This is a genomic window from Pseudomonas sp. NBRC 100443 (genome assembly GCF_030268185.1).
In the GTDB taxonomy this organism is placed as follows: Bacteria; Pseudomonadota; Gammaproteobacteria; order Pseudomonadales; family Pseudomonadaceae; genus Pseudomonas; species Pseudomonas citronellolis.
Map to the genome: position 1 here is coordinate 78,402 of NZ_BSQE01000006.1, position 18,814 is coordinate 97,215.

The window sequence follows — 18,814 nt, forward strand, 5'->3', positions numbered from 1 at the left end:
ATAGTATGGGCGGCATGCCCAAGAGTCCCTCCGCACCGCCCGCCGCCAGGCCCTCCCGGCCTGTTTCGCCGCAGGAAAAGATCGCTTTCGTACCGCTGCCCAGCTGGATCCAGGCAGCGGCGCGCTGCGGTTTCGCCATCGACCCCATCCTCCGCGAGATCGGCGTGCGGGTGGATGGCATCCGCCTCAACGAGGTCAGCATCAGCCTGGCCCAGTCCAGCCGGCTGATCGAGGCCTGCGTCGCCCGCTCCGAGGCGGCCAGGGCGCGTGGCGAGCATTTTCCCTTCGTCTTCGGCGAGTCCTTCGCCTTCGGCTCGATCCCCGAGATCGAGACCTACCTGGCCACCTGCACCACGCTGCGCAAGGCGCTGCGCGCGCTGGACTGGGTCAGCGAGCTGATGAGCCAGAGCCTGCGCATGACCCTGCACGAAAGCAGCCGCTACGCCCAGCTGCGCATCGACCTGGGCGACTACCAGGCCTGGCCGGCGCCGACGCGCTACTTCACCGAGGCCTGGCTGGCCTCGATGCTGCGCTTCACCCGCACGCTGATCGGCCGCAACGCCGTGGAACGCGTGCTGGTGCGCCATGCCGCGCCGGAGTATGGCGAACTCTATGCCCGCCACTTCGCTGCCGAAGTGCGTTTCGAGCAGCCCTGCAACGCCATCGTGCTGCCCCGCGAACTGCTCGACCAGCCGCTGTTCGGCGCCTTGCCCGAGCTGCATCGGCAGGCCGAGGTGAGCATCGAGCAACGGGTTTCCCGGCTGACCTCGCAGGTGGGCATCAGCGGCCAGCTGGAACGGCTCTTCGGCGAGCGCCCGGCCTTGCTCAGCCTGGGCATCGAGGGCAGCGCCGAGGAACTCGGCATGCAGGTGCGCACCCTGCAGCGGCGCCTGCAGAGCGAGGGCGAGAGCTTCGCCGCGCTGCAGGCGCGCCTGCGCTTCCGCCAGGCCAGCAAGCTGCTGCGCGAAACCGACCTGGACCTGGACAGCATCAGCGAACGCCTCGGTTTCTCCGAACGGCGCGCCTTCACCCGGGCCTTCAGCCGCTGGGCCGGCATGTCGCCCAGCGTCTTCCGGCGTTCGCAGAAGGGCTGAGGGCCCGGCTGGCAGCGACCGCCTTCGACTGTCGTCTTCGGTCCCCTGGGCGTCGCGGGCGGTCCTAGTTGCGCCCCGGGCCTGGCCCTATCGTTCTGCCACACCCCCGCCGGCCAGGCGGGCGGTGCCAGAACAATAAGAGGCCCAGCCTCAGGAGCGCCGAATGACAAGAACAAATCGGCAGGCCAACCTTGCGTCGCAGGTACTGACCTTCTCGGTCGTACTGGGATTGGCCGCCCCCGCCCATGCCTACAACTTCACCCTCGGCGAGATCGAAGGCCAGCTCGACTCCTCGCTTTCCTTCGGCGCCAGCTGGGGGACCTCGAAAATCGACAGGAACCTGGTCGGCATCAACAACGGCGGGCGCGGCCCGACCGCCACCGGCGACGATGGCCGCCTCAACTTCAAGCGCGGCGAAACCTTCTCGAAGATCTTCAAGGGCATCCACGACCTGGAACTGAAGTACGGCGACTACGGTGCGCTGCTGCGCGGCCGCTACTGGTACGACTTCGAACTCAAGGACGAAAACCGGCCCTGGAAGGACATCGACGACCACGGCCGCGACGAGGGCGCCAAGGCCTCCGGCGGCGAAATCCTCGACGCCTTCGTCTACCGCAACTACGACATCGGCGGGCAGCCCGGCGCGGTGCGCCTGGGCAAGCAGGTGGTGAGCTGGGGCGAGAGCACCTTCATCGCCAACGGCATCAACGCCATCAACCCGGTGGACGTTTCCGCCCTGCGCCGCCCCGGCGCCGAGGTCAAGGAAGCGCTGATCCCGGTGAACATGCTCTCGCTATCGCAGAGCCTCGGCGACTCGCTGAGCGTCGACGGCTTCTACCAGCTGGAATGGCAGAAGACCGTGGTCGACAACTGCGGCACCTTCTTCTCCAGCTCCGACGTGGTGGCCAAGGGCTGCAACGACAACAACCGCGTCGGCTCGCCGGCCATCGCGCCCCTGGAGCCCCTGGCGCGGGCCTTCGGCATCGGCTTCGACGTCGACGCCGAGGGCGTCGCCATCCCCCGCGGCAAGGACCGCGAGGCGCGCGACTCCGGGCAGTGGGGCCTGGCCCTGCGCTGGCAGACCGACAACGTCGAGTACGGCGGCTACTTCATCAACTACCACAGCCGCACGCCGTTCCTCTCCACCCGGACGCCCAGCGGCCTGCTCGCGGTGGCCGCCAACCCGGCCTTCAACGCTGCCGCAGGGCCCCTGGCCGGCGGCCTGCTGCAGAGCGCCGCGCTGGGCACCGGCCAGTATTTTCTCGAATACCCGGAAAACATCCGCCTCTACGGCCTGAGCTTCGCCACCACGCTGCCCACCGGCACCGCCTGGAGCGGCGAGATCAGCTACCGGCCCAACGCGCCGCTGCAGATCAACACCACCGACCTGCCGCGGGCGCTGCTCAACCCCATCAGCGGCGGCCTCGCCTCGCCAACCATCCCCACCAGCGAGGGCGCCTACAACCAGGGCTACCGGCGCAAGGAGATCACCCAACTGCAGACCACCTTCACCCACTTCTTCGACCAGGTGATGGGCGCCGAGCGCCTGACCCTGGTGGGCGAGGTGGCCTACGACCACGTCGGCGGCCTGGAGAGCACCCACGACCTGCGCTACGGCCGCGACCCCAACTTCGGCAGCGTCGACGACCCGGTGCAGCGCGCCGAGTTCGGCACCGCCGGCTTCGTCACCCGCGACTCCTGGGGCTACCGCGTGCGCGCGCTGTGGGACTACAACAACGTGTTCGCCGGGGTGAACCTCAAGCCCAACCTGGCCTGGTCCCAGGACGTCGACGGCTACGGCCCCAACGGGCAGTTCAACCAGGGCGCCAAGGCCGCCAGCGTCGGCCTGGACGCGGACTACCTGAATACCTATACGGCCAGCCTTTCCTACACCAACTTCTTCGACGGCAAGTACAACACCCAGGGCGATCGCGACTTCCTTGCGCTCAGCTTCGGCGTGAACTTCTGAGGAGCCACAGATGCGTGCAACAACCCGATGGTTCGCTTCCCTGACCCTTTCCCTGCTGGCCACCAGCGTGCTGGCCGCGGCCACCCCCGACGAGGCCGCCAAACTCGGTAGCAGCCTCACCCCGCTGGGCGCGGAGAAGGCCGGCAACGCCGACGGCAGCATCCCGGCGTGGACCGGCGGCCTGCCGACCGATGCCGCGCCGATCGCCGCCGGCGGCTTCGTCGGCGACCCCTATGCCGGCGAGAAGCCGCTGTTCGTGATCACCGCGCAGAACCTGCAGCAGTACCGCGGCAAACTCACCGAGGGCCAGCTGGCGCTGTTCCAGCGCTACCCGGACAGCTACCGCATCCCGGTGTACAGCAGCCACCGCAGCGCGGCGCTGCCGCAGAAGATCTACGACCTGGCCAAGATCAGCGCCCAGCGCACCAAGCTGGTGGAGGGCGGCAGCGGCCTGGCCGACTTCACCGACAGCCGCTATTACGCCTTCCCCATCCCGCACAACGGCCTGGAGGTGATCTGGAACCACATCACCCGCTACCGCGGCGGCACCTTGCGGCGCTCCATCGTGCAGGCGGCGCCGCAGACCAACGGCGAATACAGCCTGGTCAACTTCGAGGACGAGATCGCCATGCCCGACGGCCTGCCCGACCTGCCGGCGGACAAGGCGGCCAACCTGCTCTTCTACTACAAGCAGAAGGTCACCGCGCCGGCGCGCCTGGCCGGCAACGTGTCGCTGGTGGCCGAGACCATCGACCAGGTCAAGGAGCCGCGCCTGGCCTGGGTCTACAACGCCGGCCAGCGCCGCGTGCGGCGCGCCCCGCAGATCGCCTACGACGGCCCCGGCACCGCCGCCGATGGCCTGCGCACCTCGGACAACCTGGACATGTTCAACGGCGCGCCGGACCGCTACGAGTGGAAGCTGCTGGGCAAGCGGGAAATCTACATTCCCTACAACAACTACCGGCTGGCCTCGCCGCAGCTGAAATACGCCGACATCCTCAAGCCCGGGCACATCAACCAGGACCTGACGCGCTACGAGCTGCACCGCGTGTGGGTGGTGGAAGCGAGCCTGAAGAGCGGCGAGCGCAACATCTACGCCAAGCGCCGCTTCTACCTCGACGAGGACAGCTGGCAGATCGCCGAGTCGGAGCTCTACGACGGCCGCGGCCAGCTCTGGCGGGTGGGCGAGGCGCAGTTGTACCAGCAGTACGACAAGCAGATCCCGGTGTACGCCCTGGAAGCCTTGTATGACCTGATCGCCGGGCGCTACATCGCCATCGGCCTGGGCAACGAGGAAAAGGCGCCTGTGCAATACGGGATCGAGCTTTCGTCCAGCGACTTCAGCACCGCAGCACTGCGCAACGACGGCGTGCGCTAAGGGAGGCGATATGTTTCTGAGTATCCAGCAGGCCCGCGAACTGGCCGAAGCCGGCATGCGCGGTTGCGGCCACAGCGCCGAAGAGGCGAGGGTGATCGCCGACCACCTGATCGACTGCGAACTGCGCGGGCTGTCCTATGGCGGCCTGCCGCGGGCGCTGTCGATCATCGAGCGGATCGCCGCCAGCCCCACGCCGCCGCGGCCGATCCGCATCGAGCGGGAAAGCGCGGTGTCGGCGGCCATCGACGGCGGCGACCAGGTCGGCTACCTGGTTGCCCAGCGCGCCACCGACCTGGCTATCGCCAAGGCCCGCGACAGCGGCGTGGCCGTGGTCGGCGCCCGCCAGACCTGGTACACGGGGATGTTCTCCTACTACCTGGAACAGGTCACCGGCGCCGGCTTCGCCGGCATGATCGCCGGCAGCGGCGGGCACATAGTGGCGCCCCACGGCGGCACCGAAAAGCGCTTCGGCACCAACCCCATCGCCTTCGGCTTCCCCACCCCGACGGCGCCGATGATCTGGGACATCGGCACCTCCAGCGTGATGCTCGCCGAGGTGCTGCTGAAGCTGCGCCTGGGCGAGCAACTGGCGCCGGGCCTGGCCTTCGACGGGCAAGGCCAGCCGACCCGCGAACCGGCCGAAGCCCTGGCCGGCGCCTTCAGCGTCTGGGGCGGCCACAAGGGCTCGGGCCTGGCGCTGGTGGTGCAACTGCTGGGCATGCTCTGCGGCGCCGCGGCGGCCCCCGAGGGGCTGCGTGACTGCGGCTTCTTCCTGCTGGTGGTGGATCCCGGGTTGTTCGGCGAGCGGGAGGACTTCCGCCAGCGCGTGGGTGAGTACCTGGAAAGCCTGCGGGCGACCCGTCCGCTGGAGGAAGGTAGGCCGGTGAGGGTGCCGTTCGAGCGGTCGGCGGCGGAGCGTGAGCGGCGGCTGGCGGAGGGGCGTGTCGAGGTGGAGGAGGTGGTGTATCAGGCTCTGGTGAAGGCGGCTGGGACTGGAGGGTGAGGGAAGGGGAGTATGGTTTGGCGCTGGAGCGGTGTTGACGTCCGCAACCCTCTCCCCAGCCCTCTCCCTGAAGGGAGAGGGGGCCGTTCGGTGTGTGCGGGAAGTCAGCAGTTATCCTGATACTCCTGTCGCTCTTGAAACCTCCGTTGTTCCAGGATGACACCAAGCCCCAAATCCGCTCAGGACAGCCCCCTCTCCCTTTAGGGAGAGGGTTGGGGAGAGGGGCGGAGTCCACCCAGCACACCGCAACCACCGGCGAACACTTTCGCGAGCAAGCTCGCTCCTACAACTGCAGGAATACACCAACGTAGGATGGGTTGAGCGAAGCGATACCCATCGCCACGACCGCATGGGTTTCGCCAAGGCTCAACCCATCCTACGAAAAGCAGCGCACAAACGCCGTTTCCCACCCCTGGGAAACGGCGTTTTCATTTGCCCGCCATACCCTGCATCGAGAACCTTCCAGTCTGTCGTCTTCGGTCCCCTGTCCGTCGTGGCCTGTCCTATGGAGCCCCGCGGACGCGCCCTATAGTCGCCTCAAGCTCATCGCCGCTCCCCGTGGCGGCGATGCCCCATAACAACAACGAGGAACGGCAGCAGATGGTCAAGATATTCACCGTGGACAGTCCCTTCGAGAACAACGTCCCCAGCCCCGAGGCACTGGCGCGCCAGGCGCGCAAATGGGAGGCGGCGGAGGTCATCGACTACGTACTCTGCGGCTATTCGTCCCTGTGGCCGCACAACCTGGTGACTTCGCCGCTGCTGTTCGCCGAAAGCAGCCGCGTCAAGCTGATCGTCGCCCACCGCCCGGGGGTCATGCACCCGGCCGCCGCGGCGCGCTGCTTCGCCACCATGGACGTGATGTCCGGCGCGCGCCTGGCGATCAACTTCGTCACCGGCTCCTCGGACAAGGACGTGCACCGCGAGGGCGACTACGCCGACAAGGCCACCCGCTACGAGCGCGCCGGCGAGTACGTGGAAGTGATGAAGCGCTGCTGGAGCGAGCCGAAGTCCTTCGACTACCAGGGCGAGTTCTACCGCGCCGAGGCGGTGCGCCAGCTGCTGCGTCCGCTGAAGAACCACGTGCCGGTGTTCATGGGCGGCGACAGCGACGCGGCCATCGAATTCGGCGCCCGCCATGCCGACACCTACATGCTCTGGGGCGAGCCCCTGGCCGGCACCCGCGAGCGTATCGAGCGGGTGCTCGCCGCCGCCGAGAAGCATGGGCGCAAGCCGGAATTCTCGCTGAGCCTGCGGCTGTTCCTGGGCGACACCGACGAGGCCGCCTGGGCCGCCGCCCACGCCGCCGAGGACACCATCCTCGCCGCCCAGGGCAGCAACCGCTTCGCCCGCTCCAGCGCCGGCGACACCTCGGTGGGGCGCGAGCGCCAATTGTCGCTGACCAACGCCGACGTCCACGACGACTGCTTCTGGAGCGGGCTGGTCAAGCTGCTCGGCGGCTTCGCCAACTCGGCGGCGCTGGTCGGCACCCCGGACCGCGTCATGGCCACCCTCAAGCAGTACCACGCCCTGGGCATCGGCGCCTTCCTCTTCACCGGCGGCGCCGATGGCCTGTGGGAACCGTCGCTGAAGGACTTCCTGGTGCGCGTCAAGCAGGAGCTGCAATGAAGCCGGTGCGCCTTCGCGACATCTCGCCGCGCCTGGCCTTCCAGGCACGGCCGGCGAGCACCGCGCAGAAGATCGAGCTGGTCGACCGCCTGAGCGCGGCCGGGATGCGCGCCATCGAGGTGTCGTCCTTCGTCCACCCGAAGCTGGTGCCCGGGCTGGCCGACGCCGAGCAGGTGTTCGCCGGCGTGCAGCGCCGCGAGGGGCTGTCGCTGGAGTGCTGCGTGGGCAATCTCACCGGGCTCAAGCGCGCCATCGACGCTGGCGCCCACGTCGCCTGGTTCCTGCTGGCCGCCGACGAAGCCTTCGCCCGCGCCAACATCGGCCGCTCCATCGACGATTCCCTGCTTGAGCTTGAGAAGATGCGCGAGCTGGCCGAGGGCACCGGCACCGGCCTGGGCACCTATATCATCGCCGCCTTCGGCGGGCCCATCGGCCTGCCGCGCGGCCCGGCCAGCGTGCGGCCGCTGGCCGAGCGCCTGCTGGCCATGGGCGTCGAGCACTGGATCCTGGCCGACTCCTGCGGCTACGCGGCGCCGCCGCAGGTGCGCGCCATGGTCGAGTTCGCCGCCGGGCTCACCGGCATCGACCGGCTCAACGTGCAGGTCCACGACAGCCGCGGCATGGGCGTGGCCAACGTCGCCGAGCTGGCGCGCCTGGGCGTGGCCAACATCGACACCGCCCTGGCCGGCTCCGGCGGCCATCCGGCGGCGCCGGGGGCCTCGGTGGGTGGCGTCTGCACCGAGGACGCGGTGCAATTGCTGGAGCTGATGGGCGTGGACACCGGGCTGGACCTGGGCGCGCTGATCGACACGGCGAACTGGCTGGACGCTATCCTCGGCGCAGGCGAGAAGGGTTTCACCCGGCGCGTCGGCAAGGTACCGCTGGACCAGGCCGAGCTGGAAGCCTTCCGCAAGGCCCAGGGTACCTTCGACTGGGCCAGGCGATAGAACACAGGGCCTGCGTGCCCGGCCGCCAGGCGCCACAGAGCGCCGCCGGCCGGTAGCCCACGAAACATGCGCCCGGTATGCCGGGCCACCATAACAACAAGAGGCGAATCCATGAACGTGCATGACTTAGAGGACCTTGGCGGCGGCACCCTGACCGGCCTGCTGGCCCGGCGCGCCCGGCAGGCGCCGGACAACCCGGCGCTGCTGTTCGAGGGCCGCGAGTACAGCTATGCCGAGCTGAACCGCGAGGCCGACCGGCTCGGCTCGGCGCTGATGGCGCAGGGCCTGGGCAAGGGCGACGTGCTGGGCGTGTTCCTCGGCAACCGTCCGGAATACCTGTTCACCACCCTCGGCTCGTCCCGCGCCGGGCTGGTCAACGTGTCGATCAACAACGCCTACAAGGGCGAGTTCCTGCACTACGCCCTGGAGCATTCCGGGGTGCAGATACTCATTACCGACTCGCGCCTGGCCCAGGCCGTGGCCCAGCTCGACGAACTGCCGCCGACGCTGCGCACCCTGGTCCACCTCGGCGACGAAGCGCCAGGCATCGACGCGCCGGGGCTGCGGGTGCTGTCCTGGGCCGAGCTGCTCGCCGGCGCCAGCGACGCGCCGCAGTTCCCCCGCGTGGAATACCACGACATCGGCGCCATCAGCTTCACCTCCGGCACCACCGGCAAGAGCAAGGGCGTGGTCGCGCCGCACCTGCAGGGCGTGATCATGGCGCGGGAGACCGCCCAGGCCTTCGGCCTCACCCCGCGCGACCGGCTGTACACCTGCATGCCGCTGTTCCACGGCATGGCCCAGGTGACCACCTGCGCCGCGGCCATCTACGCCGGCGCCTGCATCATCCTGTCGCCGCGCTTCAGCGTCAGCAACCTGTGGAACGAGGTGCGCGAAGCCCGCGCCACCCAGTTCAACGCCCTGGGCTCGATGCTGCACATGCTGTTGTCCACGCCGCCGTCGCCGCGCGACCGCGAGCACGACGTGCAGCTGGTGTTCGCCGCGCCCGCGCCAGCCGAGGTGCTCTACCGCTTCGAGGCGCGCTTCGGCGTGCACGTGCTCGAAGGCTACGGCCAGACCGAGATCAAGAACGTCCTGTACAACCCGCGCCAGGGCCGCAAGGTCGGCTCGCTGGGCAAGCCGACCGCCTCGTCGATCCTGGAAATCCACGACGAGCAGGGCAACCGCCTGGCGCCCGGCCAGGTCGGCGAGATCGTCTACCGCCCGCGGCTGCCGCACATCATGCTCAGCCACTACCACCGCAACCCGACCGCGACCCTGGAAAAGATGGCCGGCCTGTGGTGGCACACCGGCGACCTGGGCTCGATGGACGAGGACGGCTTCTTCTACTTCCACGACCGCAAGTCCGACTCGCTGCGCCGGCGCGGCGAGAACATCTCCTCGATGGAGCTGGAGCGCGCCCTGGCGGCCTTCCCCGGGGTGGTGGACGCGGCGGCCATCGGCGTGCGCTCGGACCTGGGCGAGGACGAGGTGATGGTGGTGGTGGAGCACCACGCCCCGCAGGCGCTGGACTTCAGCGCGCTGTTCCAGCACTGCGTTCGGCAACTGCCGCGCTTCATGGTGCCGCGCTACTACCGCGTGGTGCAGGTGCTGCCGCGCACGCCCACCGGCAAGGTGCTCAAGGTCCCCCTGCGCGAAGCCGGGCTGACCGCCGACACCTGGGACCACGTCGCCGTCGGCCTCACGGTTCCGCGCTGAGCCGCGGCTTTCCTCTTCGATCTCGCGGCCGCCCGGCGCGGCCCCTTGCAGGTATGACGACATGACTCTCTCCGTCGCTCCCTTCGACCAGCGGCAACTGCGCGACGTCCTCGGCACCTTCGTCACCGGCGTCACCGTGGTCACCACCCGCGACGCCCGGGGCGTGGCCCACGGCGTCACCGCCAACTCCTTCAGCTCGGTGTCCCTCGACCCGCCGCTGGTGCTCTGGAGCCAGGCGCTGACCTCGCGCAGCTTCGAGGCCTTCCGCGACAGCCGGCATTTCGCGGTGAACATCCTGGCCCACGACCAGGTGGCGCTTTCCGGGCACTTCGCCAAGTCCCGCGAGGACAAGTTCGACGGCGTCGAGCACCATGACGGCCACGGCGGCGCGCCGGTGCTGGCCGGCGCGGCGGCGCACCTGGAGTGCGAGCAGGTGGCCGCCTATCCCAGCGGCGACCACCTGATCTACATCGGCCGGGTGCTGCGCATCGGCCACGCCAACCGCCGGCCGCTGGCCTTCGCCGGCGGCCGCTACATGCTGGCGCATTCCTGGGACCTGGAGGCTTCCTACCTGCAGTTCGAACAGGCCCCGGCCTTGCCGCCGCAGGCCCTGCGCAACGTTGTCGCGGCGCTGCCGGAGCTGGCCGCGAGCCTGGGCGAGCACAGCCTGTGCCTGGCGGCCTGGGGCAACCGCGGGCCGGTGGCGCTGCACTGGGAGGCGTCGCGCCAGCCGGTCAGCGAGCACCTGGTCAGCGGCCTGGTCATGCCGGTCACCCGCTCGGCCACCGGCCAGGCCTTCGCCGCCTTCCTGCCGGAGGCCTGGACCACGCCCTTCATCGAGGAGGAACTGCGCCAGTTCGCCGAGCCCGGGCAGGACCTCGATGCACGCCGCGAGCAGTTCCGCGCGGCCCTCGACGAGGTGCGCCGGCGCGGCCTGGCCCGCGAGCTGGGGCCGGCGCCGGCGCGTTTGCACAAAACCGCGGTGAATACTTTCAGCGCACCCATTCGCGACACGAATGGTGACATGATCATGGCGTTGACCTTGGCAGGCAGCCCGGCACGCCTGGGTGCAGACTGGGAGGGCGAGGTGCCCCGGCGCCTGCTCGCGGCCGCCGCCGAACTGTCCCGGCAACTCGGCCACCCGGCGGCGGGCTCCGCGGCCTTGCCGCGCTGAAGCCCGGCGTGCCGGTGTCCATGACAACAAGAACAAGGGAAACACCATGCAGCAGCACAGCCAGCAGGCGGACAATGCCTGGCGCATCCTCTTCCTGCTTTTCCTCGCCAACCTGTTCAATTTCTTCGACCGCACCATCCCGGCGATCCTGGTCGAGCCGATCCGCCACGAGTGGAACCTCAGCGACTTCCAGCTGGGCCTGGCCGGCACCGTGTTCACCCTGGTCTACGCCATCGCCGGCCTGCCCCTGGGGCGCATGGCCGACCGCGGCTCGCGCAGCCGCATCATGGGCTGGGGCCTGGCCGCCTGGAGCGGCCTGACCGCGCTCAACGGGCTGGCCTGGAACTACACCAGCTTCCTGCTCATCCGCATGGGCATCGGTGTCGGCGAGGCCAGCTACGGGCCGGCCGCCAGCTCGCTGATCGGCGACCTGTTCCCGGCCCACAAGCGCGCCCGCGCCATGGGCATCTTCATGCTCGGCCTGCCGCTGGGGCTGATCCTGGCGTTCTTCACCACCGGCGCCATCGTCAAGGCCTTCGACAGCTGGCGCGCGCCTTTCTTCATCGCCGCGGTGCCGGGGCTGCTGCTGGCGTTCTTCACCCTGCGCATCCGCGAGCCGGCACGTGGCGCGGCCGACGGCGTGGTCGCCGACAGCACGCCGGTGGCGCGCCCCATGCGCCGGGTGCTGGCGATCCGTACCTTCTGGTGGCTGATCCTCGCCGGGCTGGCGTTCAACTTCGCCAGCTACGCCTGCAACTCGTTCATGGTGCCGCTGCTGCAGCGCTACTTCCTGCTGCCGCTGGAGCAGGCGGGCATCGCGACCGGGCTGATCGTCGGCCTGACCGGACTGATCGGCCTCACCGCCGGCGGCTGGGTCGCCGACTACCTGCACCAGCGCAGCCGCAGCGGGCGCCTGCTGTTCGCCGCCTTCAGCATGCTGGTGGCCGCGCTGGCCACCGGCGGCGCCTTGCTCGCCGGGCGCATCGATACCGGCCTGTTCATCGCCGTGTTCGGCGTCGGCTGGCTGTTCTCCTACGCCTTCTTCACCTGCGTCTACACGGCGATCCAGGACGTCATCGAGCCGCGCCTGCGGGCCACCGCGATGGCCCTGTACTTCATCTTCCTCTACCTGCTCGGCGGCGGCCTGGGGCCGATCGTGGTGGGCCTGCTCTCCGACCACTTCTCGCACCTGGCGATGCTCGCCGCCGGCACCGGGCAGATGCGCGAGGAGTTCCGCGCCCTGGGCCTGCACGACGCCATGCTGCTGATTCCGGTGTCGCTGCTGCTGTGCATGCTGGCGCTGCTGATGGGGGCGCGCACCTACGCCGCCGATGCCCACCGGCAGAGCGCCGCGCTAAGCGAGGCCACGCCCCAGGGCGCCAGCTGAGGCCCGGTCGGCCGAGCGCCGCGGCCGACCAGCGCTCGGCCGGGCCACTGCTGTAGAGTACGCCTTCGCAAAGCTCCGCCCCGCGGAGCGCAAGGGCGTGATCGAAGGACGGCGCATGTCGAGCAGAAAGCCACACAACCAGCCCGGGGCGCCCGCGCCCCAAGCGGATGCCGGCGCGGCCACGCGCAACGCCAAGGCGCGCTCGCGCACCCGCGCCAAGCTGATCCGCGCGGCGCGCGAGGTCATGGGCCGGCAGGGCATCGAGGCCACCGCCATCGGCGAGATCACCGAGCGCGCCGAGCTGTCGCTGGGCTCGTTCTACAACTACTTCAGCAGCAAGGAAGCGATCGCCCGCGCGGTGTTCATCGAGGACGCCCTGGCCCTGGCGGACCTGCTGGACGCCGAGGCCGCGAACAGCCGCGACATCGTCGAGCAGGTCGGCCACAACATCCGCAGGACGCTGCACCATGCGCTGCACGACCCGGTGTGGGGCTGGTTCTTCATCCACTCGGCGCACAGCATCAACGACCTCGGCGCCACCCTCGGCAGCCGGCTGCTGCGGGACCTGCGCAGCGGCGCGCAGCAGGGATCGTTCGCCATTGCCGACGCGCAGGCCGCGGCCGACTGCATCATCGGCGGCTGCCTCTACCTGTTGCGGCAGATTCTCGAAGGCGAGCGGCAGGCCAGCGCCATCGACGGCGCGGTGGAGTTCTTCCTGCTCGGCCTGGGCGTTGCCGGGGAAGCGGCCGGGCGGGTGGCGCACCGGCCGTTGGCGGCGGGTTCCAGCGCCTGAGGCTGGACGAAAGGAACCCCGCGCGGCTTGTGGCTGCGCGGGGTGGGGCGGTCAGCGCGGTTCGGCGATGACGCGGTTCTCGATGTGGCCGATACCGTCGATCTCCACGCGCATCACATCGCCGACGGCGAGGAAGCGCGGCGGGTCCATGGCCAGGCCGATGCCGGCCGGGGTGCCGGTGATCAGGATGTCGCCGGGCTGCAGGGTCATCACCTGGCTGAGGTAGGCGATCTGCCTGGCGACGCTGTAGGTCATCTTCGACGTCGAGGATTCCTGGCGCGTCTCGCCGTTGACCTGCAGGCGGATGTTCAGCGCCTGCGGGTCGGCGATTTCGTCGGCGGTGACGATCCACGGGCCGATCGGGCCGTGGGTGTCGAAGGACTTGCCGAGCGTCCAGGTCGGGCTCTTGGCCTGCCAGTCGCGGGCGCTGACGTCGTTGGCGACGAAGTAGCCGGCGACGTGTTCCAGGGCCTGTTCCTCATCGATGTAGCGCCCCGGCTTGCCGATCACCACGCCCAGCTCGGCCTCGTAGTCCATGCGCTCGCACACGGCGGGGTAGTGCACGTCGTCGAACGGGCCGGTGATGCAGGAGACCTGCTTGCTGAACCACACCTGGGAGGTGGGGATGGGCACGCCGGCGCGGCGCGCCTCGGCTTCGTGGTCCTTGTAGTTCATGCCCAGGGCCATGAACTTGGACGGCCGCAGGATGGGCGCGCCCAGGCGCACCTCTTCCAGCGCCAGGCGGTTGCCGGCGTGGCCCTGCAGGGTGCGCGCGGCTTCCAGGGCCGCGGGCGAGGCGAGCAGGTCGGCGACGTCGCGGGCGCCGGCGGGCAGCACTTCGGACAGGTCGATCAGGTACCGGCCCTCGACCTTGCCCAGGGAGGTGCGGCCGTTGTGGCTGTAGCGTGCGAGTTTCATGGGGTTTCCTCTTGTGCGTTGCCGCCCCGGGCGCTGGCCGGGGCAGGGCTGGGGTGGGGACGGCTCAGTTCAGGAAGTCCGGCGACAGCGGCGGCGCCCATTGCGCGAAGGCGTCCGGCGTGAGCGGCTCGTGGGTGGTGGGCGTGGCGTCGTTGACCAGGTCGCCGTCGGTCCAGTGCTCGATCTTGTTGCCGAAGGGGTCGCGCCAGTAGTCGAACACCTGGCTGCCCTGGATGTGCCGGCCGATGCCCCAGGCGTGCTGGCGCTCGCGGGCCAGCAGGTGCTGGTTGCCGCGCACCAGGTCGTCCCAGTCCAGCACCTCGAAGGCGCTGTGGTCGAAGTCGCGCTCCTGGCTGCCGATGTTGACCAGCGCCACGGTGTGGTGGTCGGTGTAGCGCTCGCCCAGGCCGCAATGCAGGAAGGCGGCGACCATGTTTTCCGGCGCCTGCGCGTAGTAGCTGTCGGAAATCCGCAGGCCCAGCACCTTCTGGTAGAAGTCCATCATGGCCGGGAAGTCGACGGTCTTGAGCACCACGTGGCCCAGGCGCATGACGTGCGAGGGGCCGGCCGGCACCCGTGCGGCCTGGCCCAGGCGCGGGCGCTGCTGGGCGTTGTTCAGGCGCAGCGCGGCGCGGGTGGGGGCGGCCTGGACCACTTCGCCGCCGTGCAGCAGGTCGACGCGGAAGCCGTCGGGGTCGGCGAGGGTGACGATGGAGCCGGCGCCCAGTTCGTCGTTGTCACGCACCTGGGTGCCGAACTCGGCGGCGATGCGCTGCAGGTCGGCCAGCTCCTGGGCGATGAAGCCGATGCCCAGGGCCTGGCGCGGGCCCAGCTGGGAGATGTGCAGCGGGTAGCCGCCGGCGTAGGAGCCCATGTACAGGGCGGTGTCGGTCCTGCGCTGTCGGCGCATGCCGAAGTCCTCGAGGAAGGCGGCCTGGGCGTCCAGGTCCGGGACCTGGTAGCGGACGTAAGCGATGTCGCGCACGCTGATCATGTTTGTGCACTCTTGTTGTCGTTCGTGAAGGAAAGGCGGCTCAGCCGAAGTCGTGCCAGCAGTGGCTGGGGTCCAGGGCATGCAACTGCTTGTAGGCGCCGGAGAAGAACAGCAGCGGGCGGCCATCGGACTCCTCGATGGCCTCGACGTCGGCCGTGTAGATCAGGTGGTCGCCGCCGGGGTGCACGGCGTTGGCGCGCACCGCCAGCTGCACCAGCGCGCCCTGCAGCAGCGGGGTGCCGCGGTGCTCGCCGAAGGCGACCTGGCAAGCCGCATCCGGGCGGCCGCCGAAGTGCCGGCTCAGCGCCTCGTGCTCCTCGTGCAGGAAGGCGATGCCGAAGCCGTCGCCGGGCTTCACGCTGCCGGCGAAGCGCGATTCCTTGCGGATCGACACCAGCACCATCGGCGGGTCCACCGAGAGCGACATGAAGGCGTTGGCGGTCATGCCCGCCGGCTGCCCCTCGTGCTGGTAGGTGATGACGGTGACGCCGGTGGCGAACTTGCCCATCACCCGGCGAAAGCGCTTGGCATCGAGTGCCGCTGTCTGCATGTCCATGGGCTTCTCCTGGCTGGCCACGGGTTCAGATGAAGGGCGTGCCCGGTTCCATGCCGCAGAGGATGCGGCCGTAGGTCTCGAAGTTGGTGGCCGGGGTGACGATGCCGTGCAGCGAGGCGATGCGCGCGTCCTGCCAGAGGCGGTTGAAGGGGTTGCCCACCGCCGCCAGGGAGCCGCCGGAGGCGGTGGCCAGCATGTCCACGGCTTCCCACAGCAGCTTCTCGGCGAAGCCGACGTCGCGGCGCACCCGGGCGCGGTCGAGGAACTCCATGTAGCGGCCGTCGCGGGCGCAGGCGTCCAGCGCATCGGCGTGCTTCTCCAGGATGGCGCGCGCGCCCTCCAGCTTGGCCGAGGCCTCGCCGAGCATCAGGTGGGTGACCGGCGCCTCGGCCTGCTTGGTGTACCAGCTGTACTGGATGCCGCGGCGCGGCAGGCCTTCGAGGAAGGTTTCCAGGGCGGCGACGCCCAGGCCCAGGGCCGGGAAGGCGAGGATGATCGCCAGCATCGGCATGCAGGCGACGCTGTACAGCGGCTCGTCCGCCAAGTGCCTGGACTCGTAGTCGCCGGTGATGGCCTTACTCACCGAGGTGACCCGCGAATCCGGCACGAAGACGTTGCTCACCGAGACGCTGGAGCTACCGCTGCCGGAAATGCCGATCACGTTCCAGTCGTCGAGGATCTTCACCTGCGAGGTGGGGACCAGCGACACGCCCTGGTCGATCACGTTGCCGGCGGCGTCGACGATGGGGATGCCCAGCAGGTCCCAGTTGGCGTGGTAGATGCCGGAGTTGAAGCCCCACAGGCCTTCCTCGATCAGGTAGCCGCCCTCGACCCTCCTCACCACCGCCTTGCGCGGCGAGAGCACGCCGACCACGCGGGCCTTGGGCCCGTCGCCGAACAGCTCCTCGGCGGCGCGCTCGCCGAAGAAGGTCGCGGCGCTCCAGGTGCTGACGTTGGTCAGGGCGGTGACCCAGGCCACCGAGGCATCGGCCTTGCCCAGCTCGGCGACGACTTCCAGGAAGGTACGCACCGACACCGAGGGGCCGCCGTACTTGCGCGGCGTGGTCATGCTCAGCAGGCCGCCGGCCTCGAGGTCGGCGATGGTCTCGGCGGGCAGCCGGCCGAGGGCGGCGGTTTCCCTGGCGCGGGCTTTGAGGGTGGGGATCAGCGAGGCGGCGTAGGCACGCAGGTCGTCGGCGCTGCGCTCGGTTCTGGCGGGTGTTGCGGCATAGGCGATGGTGCTCATGGAAATACCTTTGTCTTGTCGATTGTTATCAAGGCTCTTCTGCGCCTCCCCCGGCTGAGCTGGGAGGGGAGGTGGTTTGATACTAGCATCAAATTTGAAGGATATTCAAAAAATAAAATCAACGAGATGAAGGTGGAGGTTGGAGGGTGTGTGGTGGGTGGCTGGTGTGGCTTTTCGTAGGGGCTTGCTCGCGAACGGGGCTCGCCGGTGGCTTCGGTGTTTTGGATTAACTCCGCTCCCTCTCCCTAACCCTCGGCTGCGCGCCCCGCCCTGAAGGGAGGGGGGACCGTTCGGAGTGGACTGGCTTTCCCGAGTTAGCCGGCAAGCGCGGTGGTTTCCGGCTGGAACCATTCCTTCTCTCGGCACGGACTAGCCCCCTCTCCCTTCAGGGAGAGGGCTGGGGAGAGGGTGTTCTTGGTCCTGGCGCCGAAGCCCCCGGAAGCCTCGTTCGCGAGCTTGCTCGCTCCTACGAAAAGCAACCTCTGCCGCGGTGCACGAAGTCCTCGATGCCTTCCCGGGGATGTCTGCGCGCCGCTGCGGCGCCCGTGCCGGCGGCGGAAAAAAAGCAGCCACCTGGGTGGCTGCAAGGCGTTGCGTCAGGAGTTGCAGGGGCAGGCCGGGGCCCGCCCATGCCCGGGGGCGGCGTGCTCAGCGCACGCCGGCATTCCTCAGCGCGGTCGGGGTGAAGTCGGCGGCCACCGCCTTCACGCCGAACTCGATGGCGTTGCGTTCCTGGTTGCGCATGCCCGAGGCGATGTAGCGGCCGTTCTGCAGGTCGTACAGGGTTTCCACCGCCAGCCACGGCACCTTCACGTCGTAGAAGGGTTCCATGTGGCCCTCGGCGACGCGCCACAGGTTGCCGCGGCCGTCGTAGTGGTCGGCCAGGGCGATCTGCCAGGAGTCCTCGTCGACGAAGTACACGCGCTTGGCGTAGATGTGCCGGGCGCCGGGCTTCAGGTTGGCCTCCACCACCCACACGCGGTGCAGCTCGTAGCGGGTCAGGTCGGGGTTGAGATGGCCGGCCTTGATCACGTCGGTGTACTGCTTGCCGGGCGCGTCCAGGGCGAAGGCGTTGTAGGGGATGTACATCTCGCGCTTGCCCAGCAGTTTCCAGGTGTAGCGGTCCTGGGCGCCGTTGTACAAGTCGAAGTTGTCGCCCACGCGCTGGCCCTCGGAGGCCGGGTAGGGGCCATCGTAGGCCACCTGCGGGGCGCGTCGCACGCGGCGCTGGCCGGCGTTGTAGATCCACGCCTGGCGCGGCTCGGCGACCTGGTCGATGGTCTCGTGCACCAGCAGCACGTCACCGGCCAGGCGCGCCGGCGCGGTCACCGCTTCCTTGTAGTAGAAGAGCACGTTGCCGGGGTTGCCCGGGTCGAACTCCTTGAGCTGGTCGCGGTAGGTGAACTGCAGCTGGAAGAACACCGGGGTGAAGCCGCCGTCCTTGTCCGGGGTGGCCTGCACGCTCAGGCGCTTGACGCTGCCGCCGCGGTAGCGGGTGGTGTGGTTCCACATCACTTCCTGGGCGTTCTGCGGGATGGGGAAGGGGTAGGCGGTGAGGAAGTCGGCCAGGCCGTTGCCGTCCTTGACCATCTTCGCGTGCAGGGCGTTGGCCTTGGCGTCGTTGTAGATGGCATCGGGCAGCGAGACGCTGCGGTGGCTCGGGTACACCGGCATGCGGTAGCTGTCCGGGTAGCGCTTGAACATCGCCAACTGGCCGGGGCTGAGCTTGTCCTTGTACTTGTCGACGTTCTTCGCGTCGATGACGAACAGCGGCTTCTCCGCCGCGTAGGGGTTGCTCAGGAAGCCCGCGCCGTCCTTGCTGCCGGCGTTGCTGGGCAGGCCGCCGGTCCATTCGGGAATGCTGCCGTCGGCGTTGCCGGCGCGCTCGGCGCCCAGCGGGGTGAGGCGCTTGCCCAGCTCCGCGGCCTGTTCCGGGGAGACGGCGGCGAGGGCGCTGCCGGCCAGCAGCGAAAGGCCGAGGGTGGTGCCTTTGATCAGGTGGTTCAT

At 69.3% G+C, this 18,814-nt stretch carries 15 protein-coding genes; 10 read left to right on the plus strand and 5 right to left on the minus strand.

Annotation, left to right across the window (positions count from 1 at the left end):
• Window positions 1-14: 14 nt before the first annotated feature.
• The 10 genes from QSJ95_RS09715 to QSJ95_RS09760 all read left to right on the plus strand — a co-directional run bounded on the left by QSJ95_RS09715 (window position 15) and on the right by QSJ95_RS09760 (window position 13,093).
• Complete coding sequence (locus QSJ95_RS09715) at window positions 15-1,094, plus strand: AraC family transcriptional regulator (protein ID WP_161796256.1); 1,080 nt, start codon at window positions 15-17, stop codon at window positions 1,092-1,094.
• A gap of 163 nt (window positions 1,095-1,257) precedes the next feature.
• Complete coding sequence (locus QSJ95_RS09720; protein ID WP_285641990.1) at window positions 1,258-3,063, plus strand: DUF1302 domain-containing protein; 1,806 nt, start codon at window positions 1,258-1,260, stop codon at window positions 3,061-3,063.
• 10 nt (window positions 3,064-3,073) lie between these two features.
• Window positions 3,074-4,441 carry a DUF1329 domain-containing protein gene (locus tag QSJ95_RS09725; protein WP_285641992.1) on the plus strand — a complete coding sequence of 456 codons (1,368 nt, stop codon included), beginning with the start codon at window positions 3,074-3,076 and terminating at the stop codon, window positions 4,439-4,441.
• Between the two features lie 10 nt (window positions 4,442-4,451).
• On the plus strand, window positions 4,452-5,444 hold the full coding sequence (locus QSJ95_RS09730; protein ID WP_285641993.1) for an Ldh family oxidoreductase: 993 nt from the start codon (window positions 4,452-4,454) through the stop codon (window positions 5,442-5,444).
• Between the two features lie 567 nt (window positions 5,445-6,011).
• Complete coding sequence (locus QSJ95_RS09735; protein WP_197674138.1) at window positions 6,012-7,073, plus strand: LLM class flavin-dependent oxidoreductase; 1,062 nt, start codon at window positions 6,012-6,014, stop codon at window positions 7,071-7,073.
• Window positions 7,070-8,020 (plus strand): hydroxymethylglutaryl-CoA lyase-like TIM-barrel protein, encoded by a 951-nt coding sequence (locus QSJ95_RS09740; RefSeq protein WP_009623025.1) that lies wholly within the window; start codon window positions 7,070-7,072, stop codon window positions 8,018-8,020. The genes QSJ95_RS09735 and QSJ95_RS09740 overlap by 4 nt, the downstream gene beginning before the upstream one ends.
• Window positions 8,021-8,131: 111 nt before the next feature.
• Window positions 8,132-9,739: an AMP-binding protein gene (locus tag QSJ95_RS09745; protein ID WP_285641997.1), complete on the plus strand. Its 1,608-nt coding sequence runs from the start codon at window positions 8,132-8,134 to the stop codon at window positions 9,737-9,739.
• A 61-nt stretch (window positions 9,740-9,800) separates the two neighbouring features.
• Window positions 9,801-10,913: a flavin reductase gene (locus QSJ95_RS09750; protein WP_267852919.1), complete on the plus strand. Its 1,113-nt coding sequence runs from the start codon at window positions 9,801-9,803 to the stop codon at window positions 10,911-10,913.
• A 46-nt stretch (window positions 10,914-10,959) separates the two neighbouring features.
• Window positions 10,960-12,300 (plus strand): spinster family MFS transporter, encoded by a 1,341-nt coding sequence (locus QSJ95_RS09755; protein WP_058490104.1) that lies wholly within the window; start codon window positions 10,960-10,962, stop codon window positions 12,298-12,300.
• A 115-nt stretch (window positions 12,301-12,415) separates the two neighbouring features.
• Window positions 12,416-13,093 carry a TetR/AcrR family transcriptional regulator gene (locus QSJ95_RS09760; protein WP_285642003.1) on the plus strand — a complete coding sequence of 226 codons (678 nt, stop codon included), beginning with the start codon at window positions 12,416-12,418 and terminating at the stop codon, window positions 13,091-13,093.
• A gap of 51 nt (window positions 13,094-13,144) precedes the next feature.
• On the opposite strand, the gene QSJ95_RS09765 is transcribed toward QSJ95_RS09760, so the two are convergent.
• From QSJ95_RS09765 to QSJ95_RS09785, 5 genes are all read right to left on the minus strand, one after another.
• The gene (locus QSJ95_RS09765) at window positions 13,145-14,011 is read right to left on the minus strand and encodes a fumarylacetoacetate hydrolase family protein (RefSeq protein ID WP_285642004.1); all 867 of its coding nucleotides are present in this window, start codon (window positions 14,009-14,011) and stop codon (window positions 13,145-13,147) included.
• Window positions 14,012-14,075: 64 nt separating this feature from the next.
• A complete protein-coding gene (locus tag QSJ95_RS09770; protein ID WP_285642006.1) occupies window positions 14,076-15,005 on the minus strand; it encodes a VOC family protein in 930 nt (309 codons plus the stop codon).
• Between the two features lie 40 nt (window positions 15,006-15,045).
• Entirely contained in the window at window positions 15,046-15,561 is a 516-nt protein-coding gene (locus QSJ95_RS09775; protein ID WP_285642007.1) for a flavin reductase family protein, read from the minus strand.
• A 25-nt stretch (window positions 15,562-15,586) separates the two neighbouring features.
• Window positions 15,587-16,807: an acyl-CoA dehydrogenase family protein gene (locus tag QSJ95_RS09780; RefSeq protein ID WP_285642009.1), complete on the minus strand. Its 1,221-nt coding sequence runs from the start codon at window positions 16,805-16,807 to the stop codon at window positions 15,587-15,589.
• Between the two features lie 648 nt (window positions 16,808-17,455).
• On the minus strand, window positions 17,456-18,814 hold the full coding sequence (locus tag QSJ95_RS09785) for a DUF1329 domain-containing protein (RefSeq protein WP_285642010.1): 1,359 nt from the start codon (window positions 18,812-18,814) through the stop codon (window positions 17,456-17,458).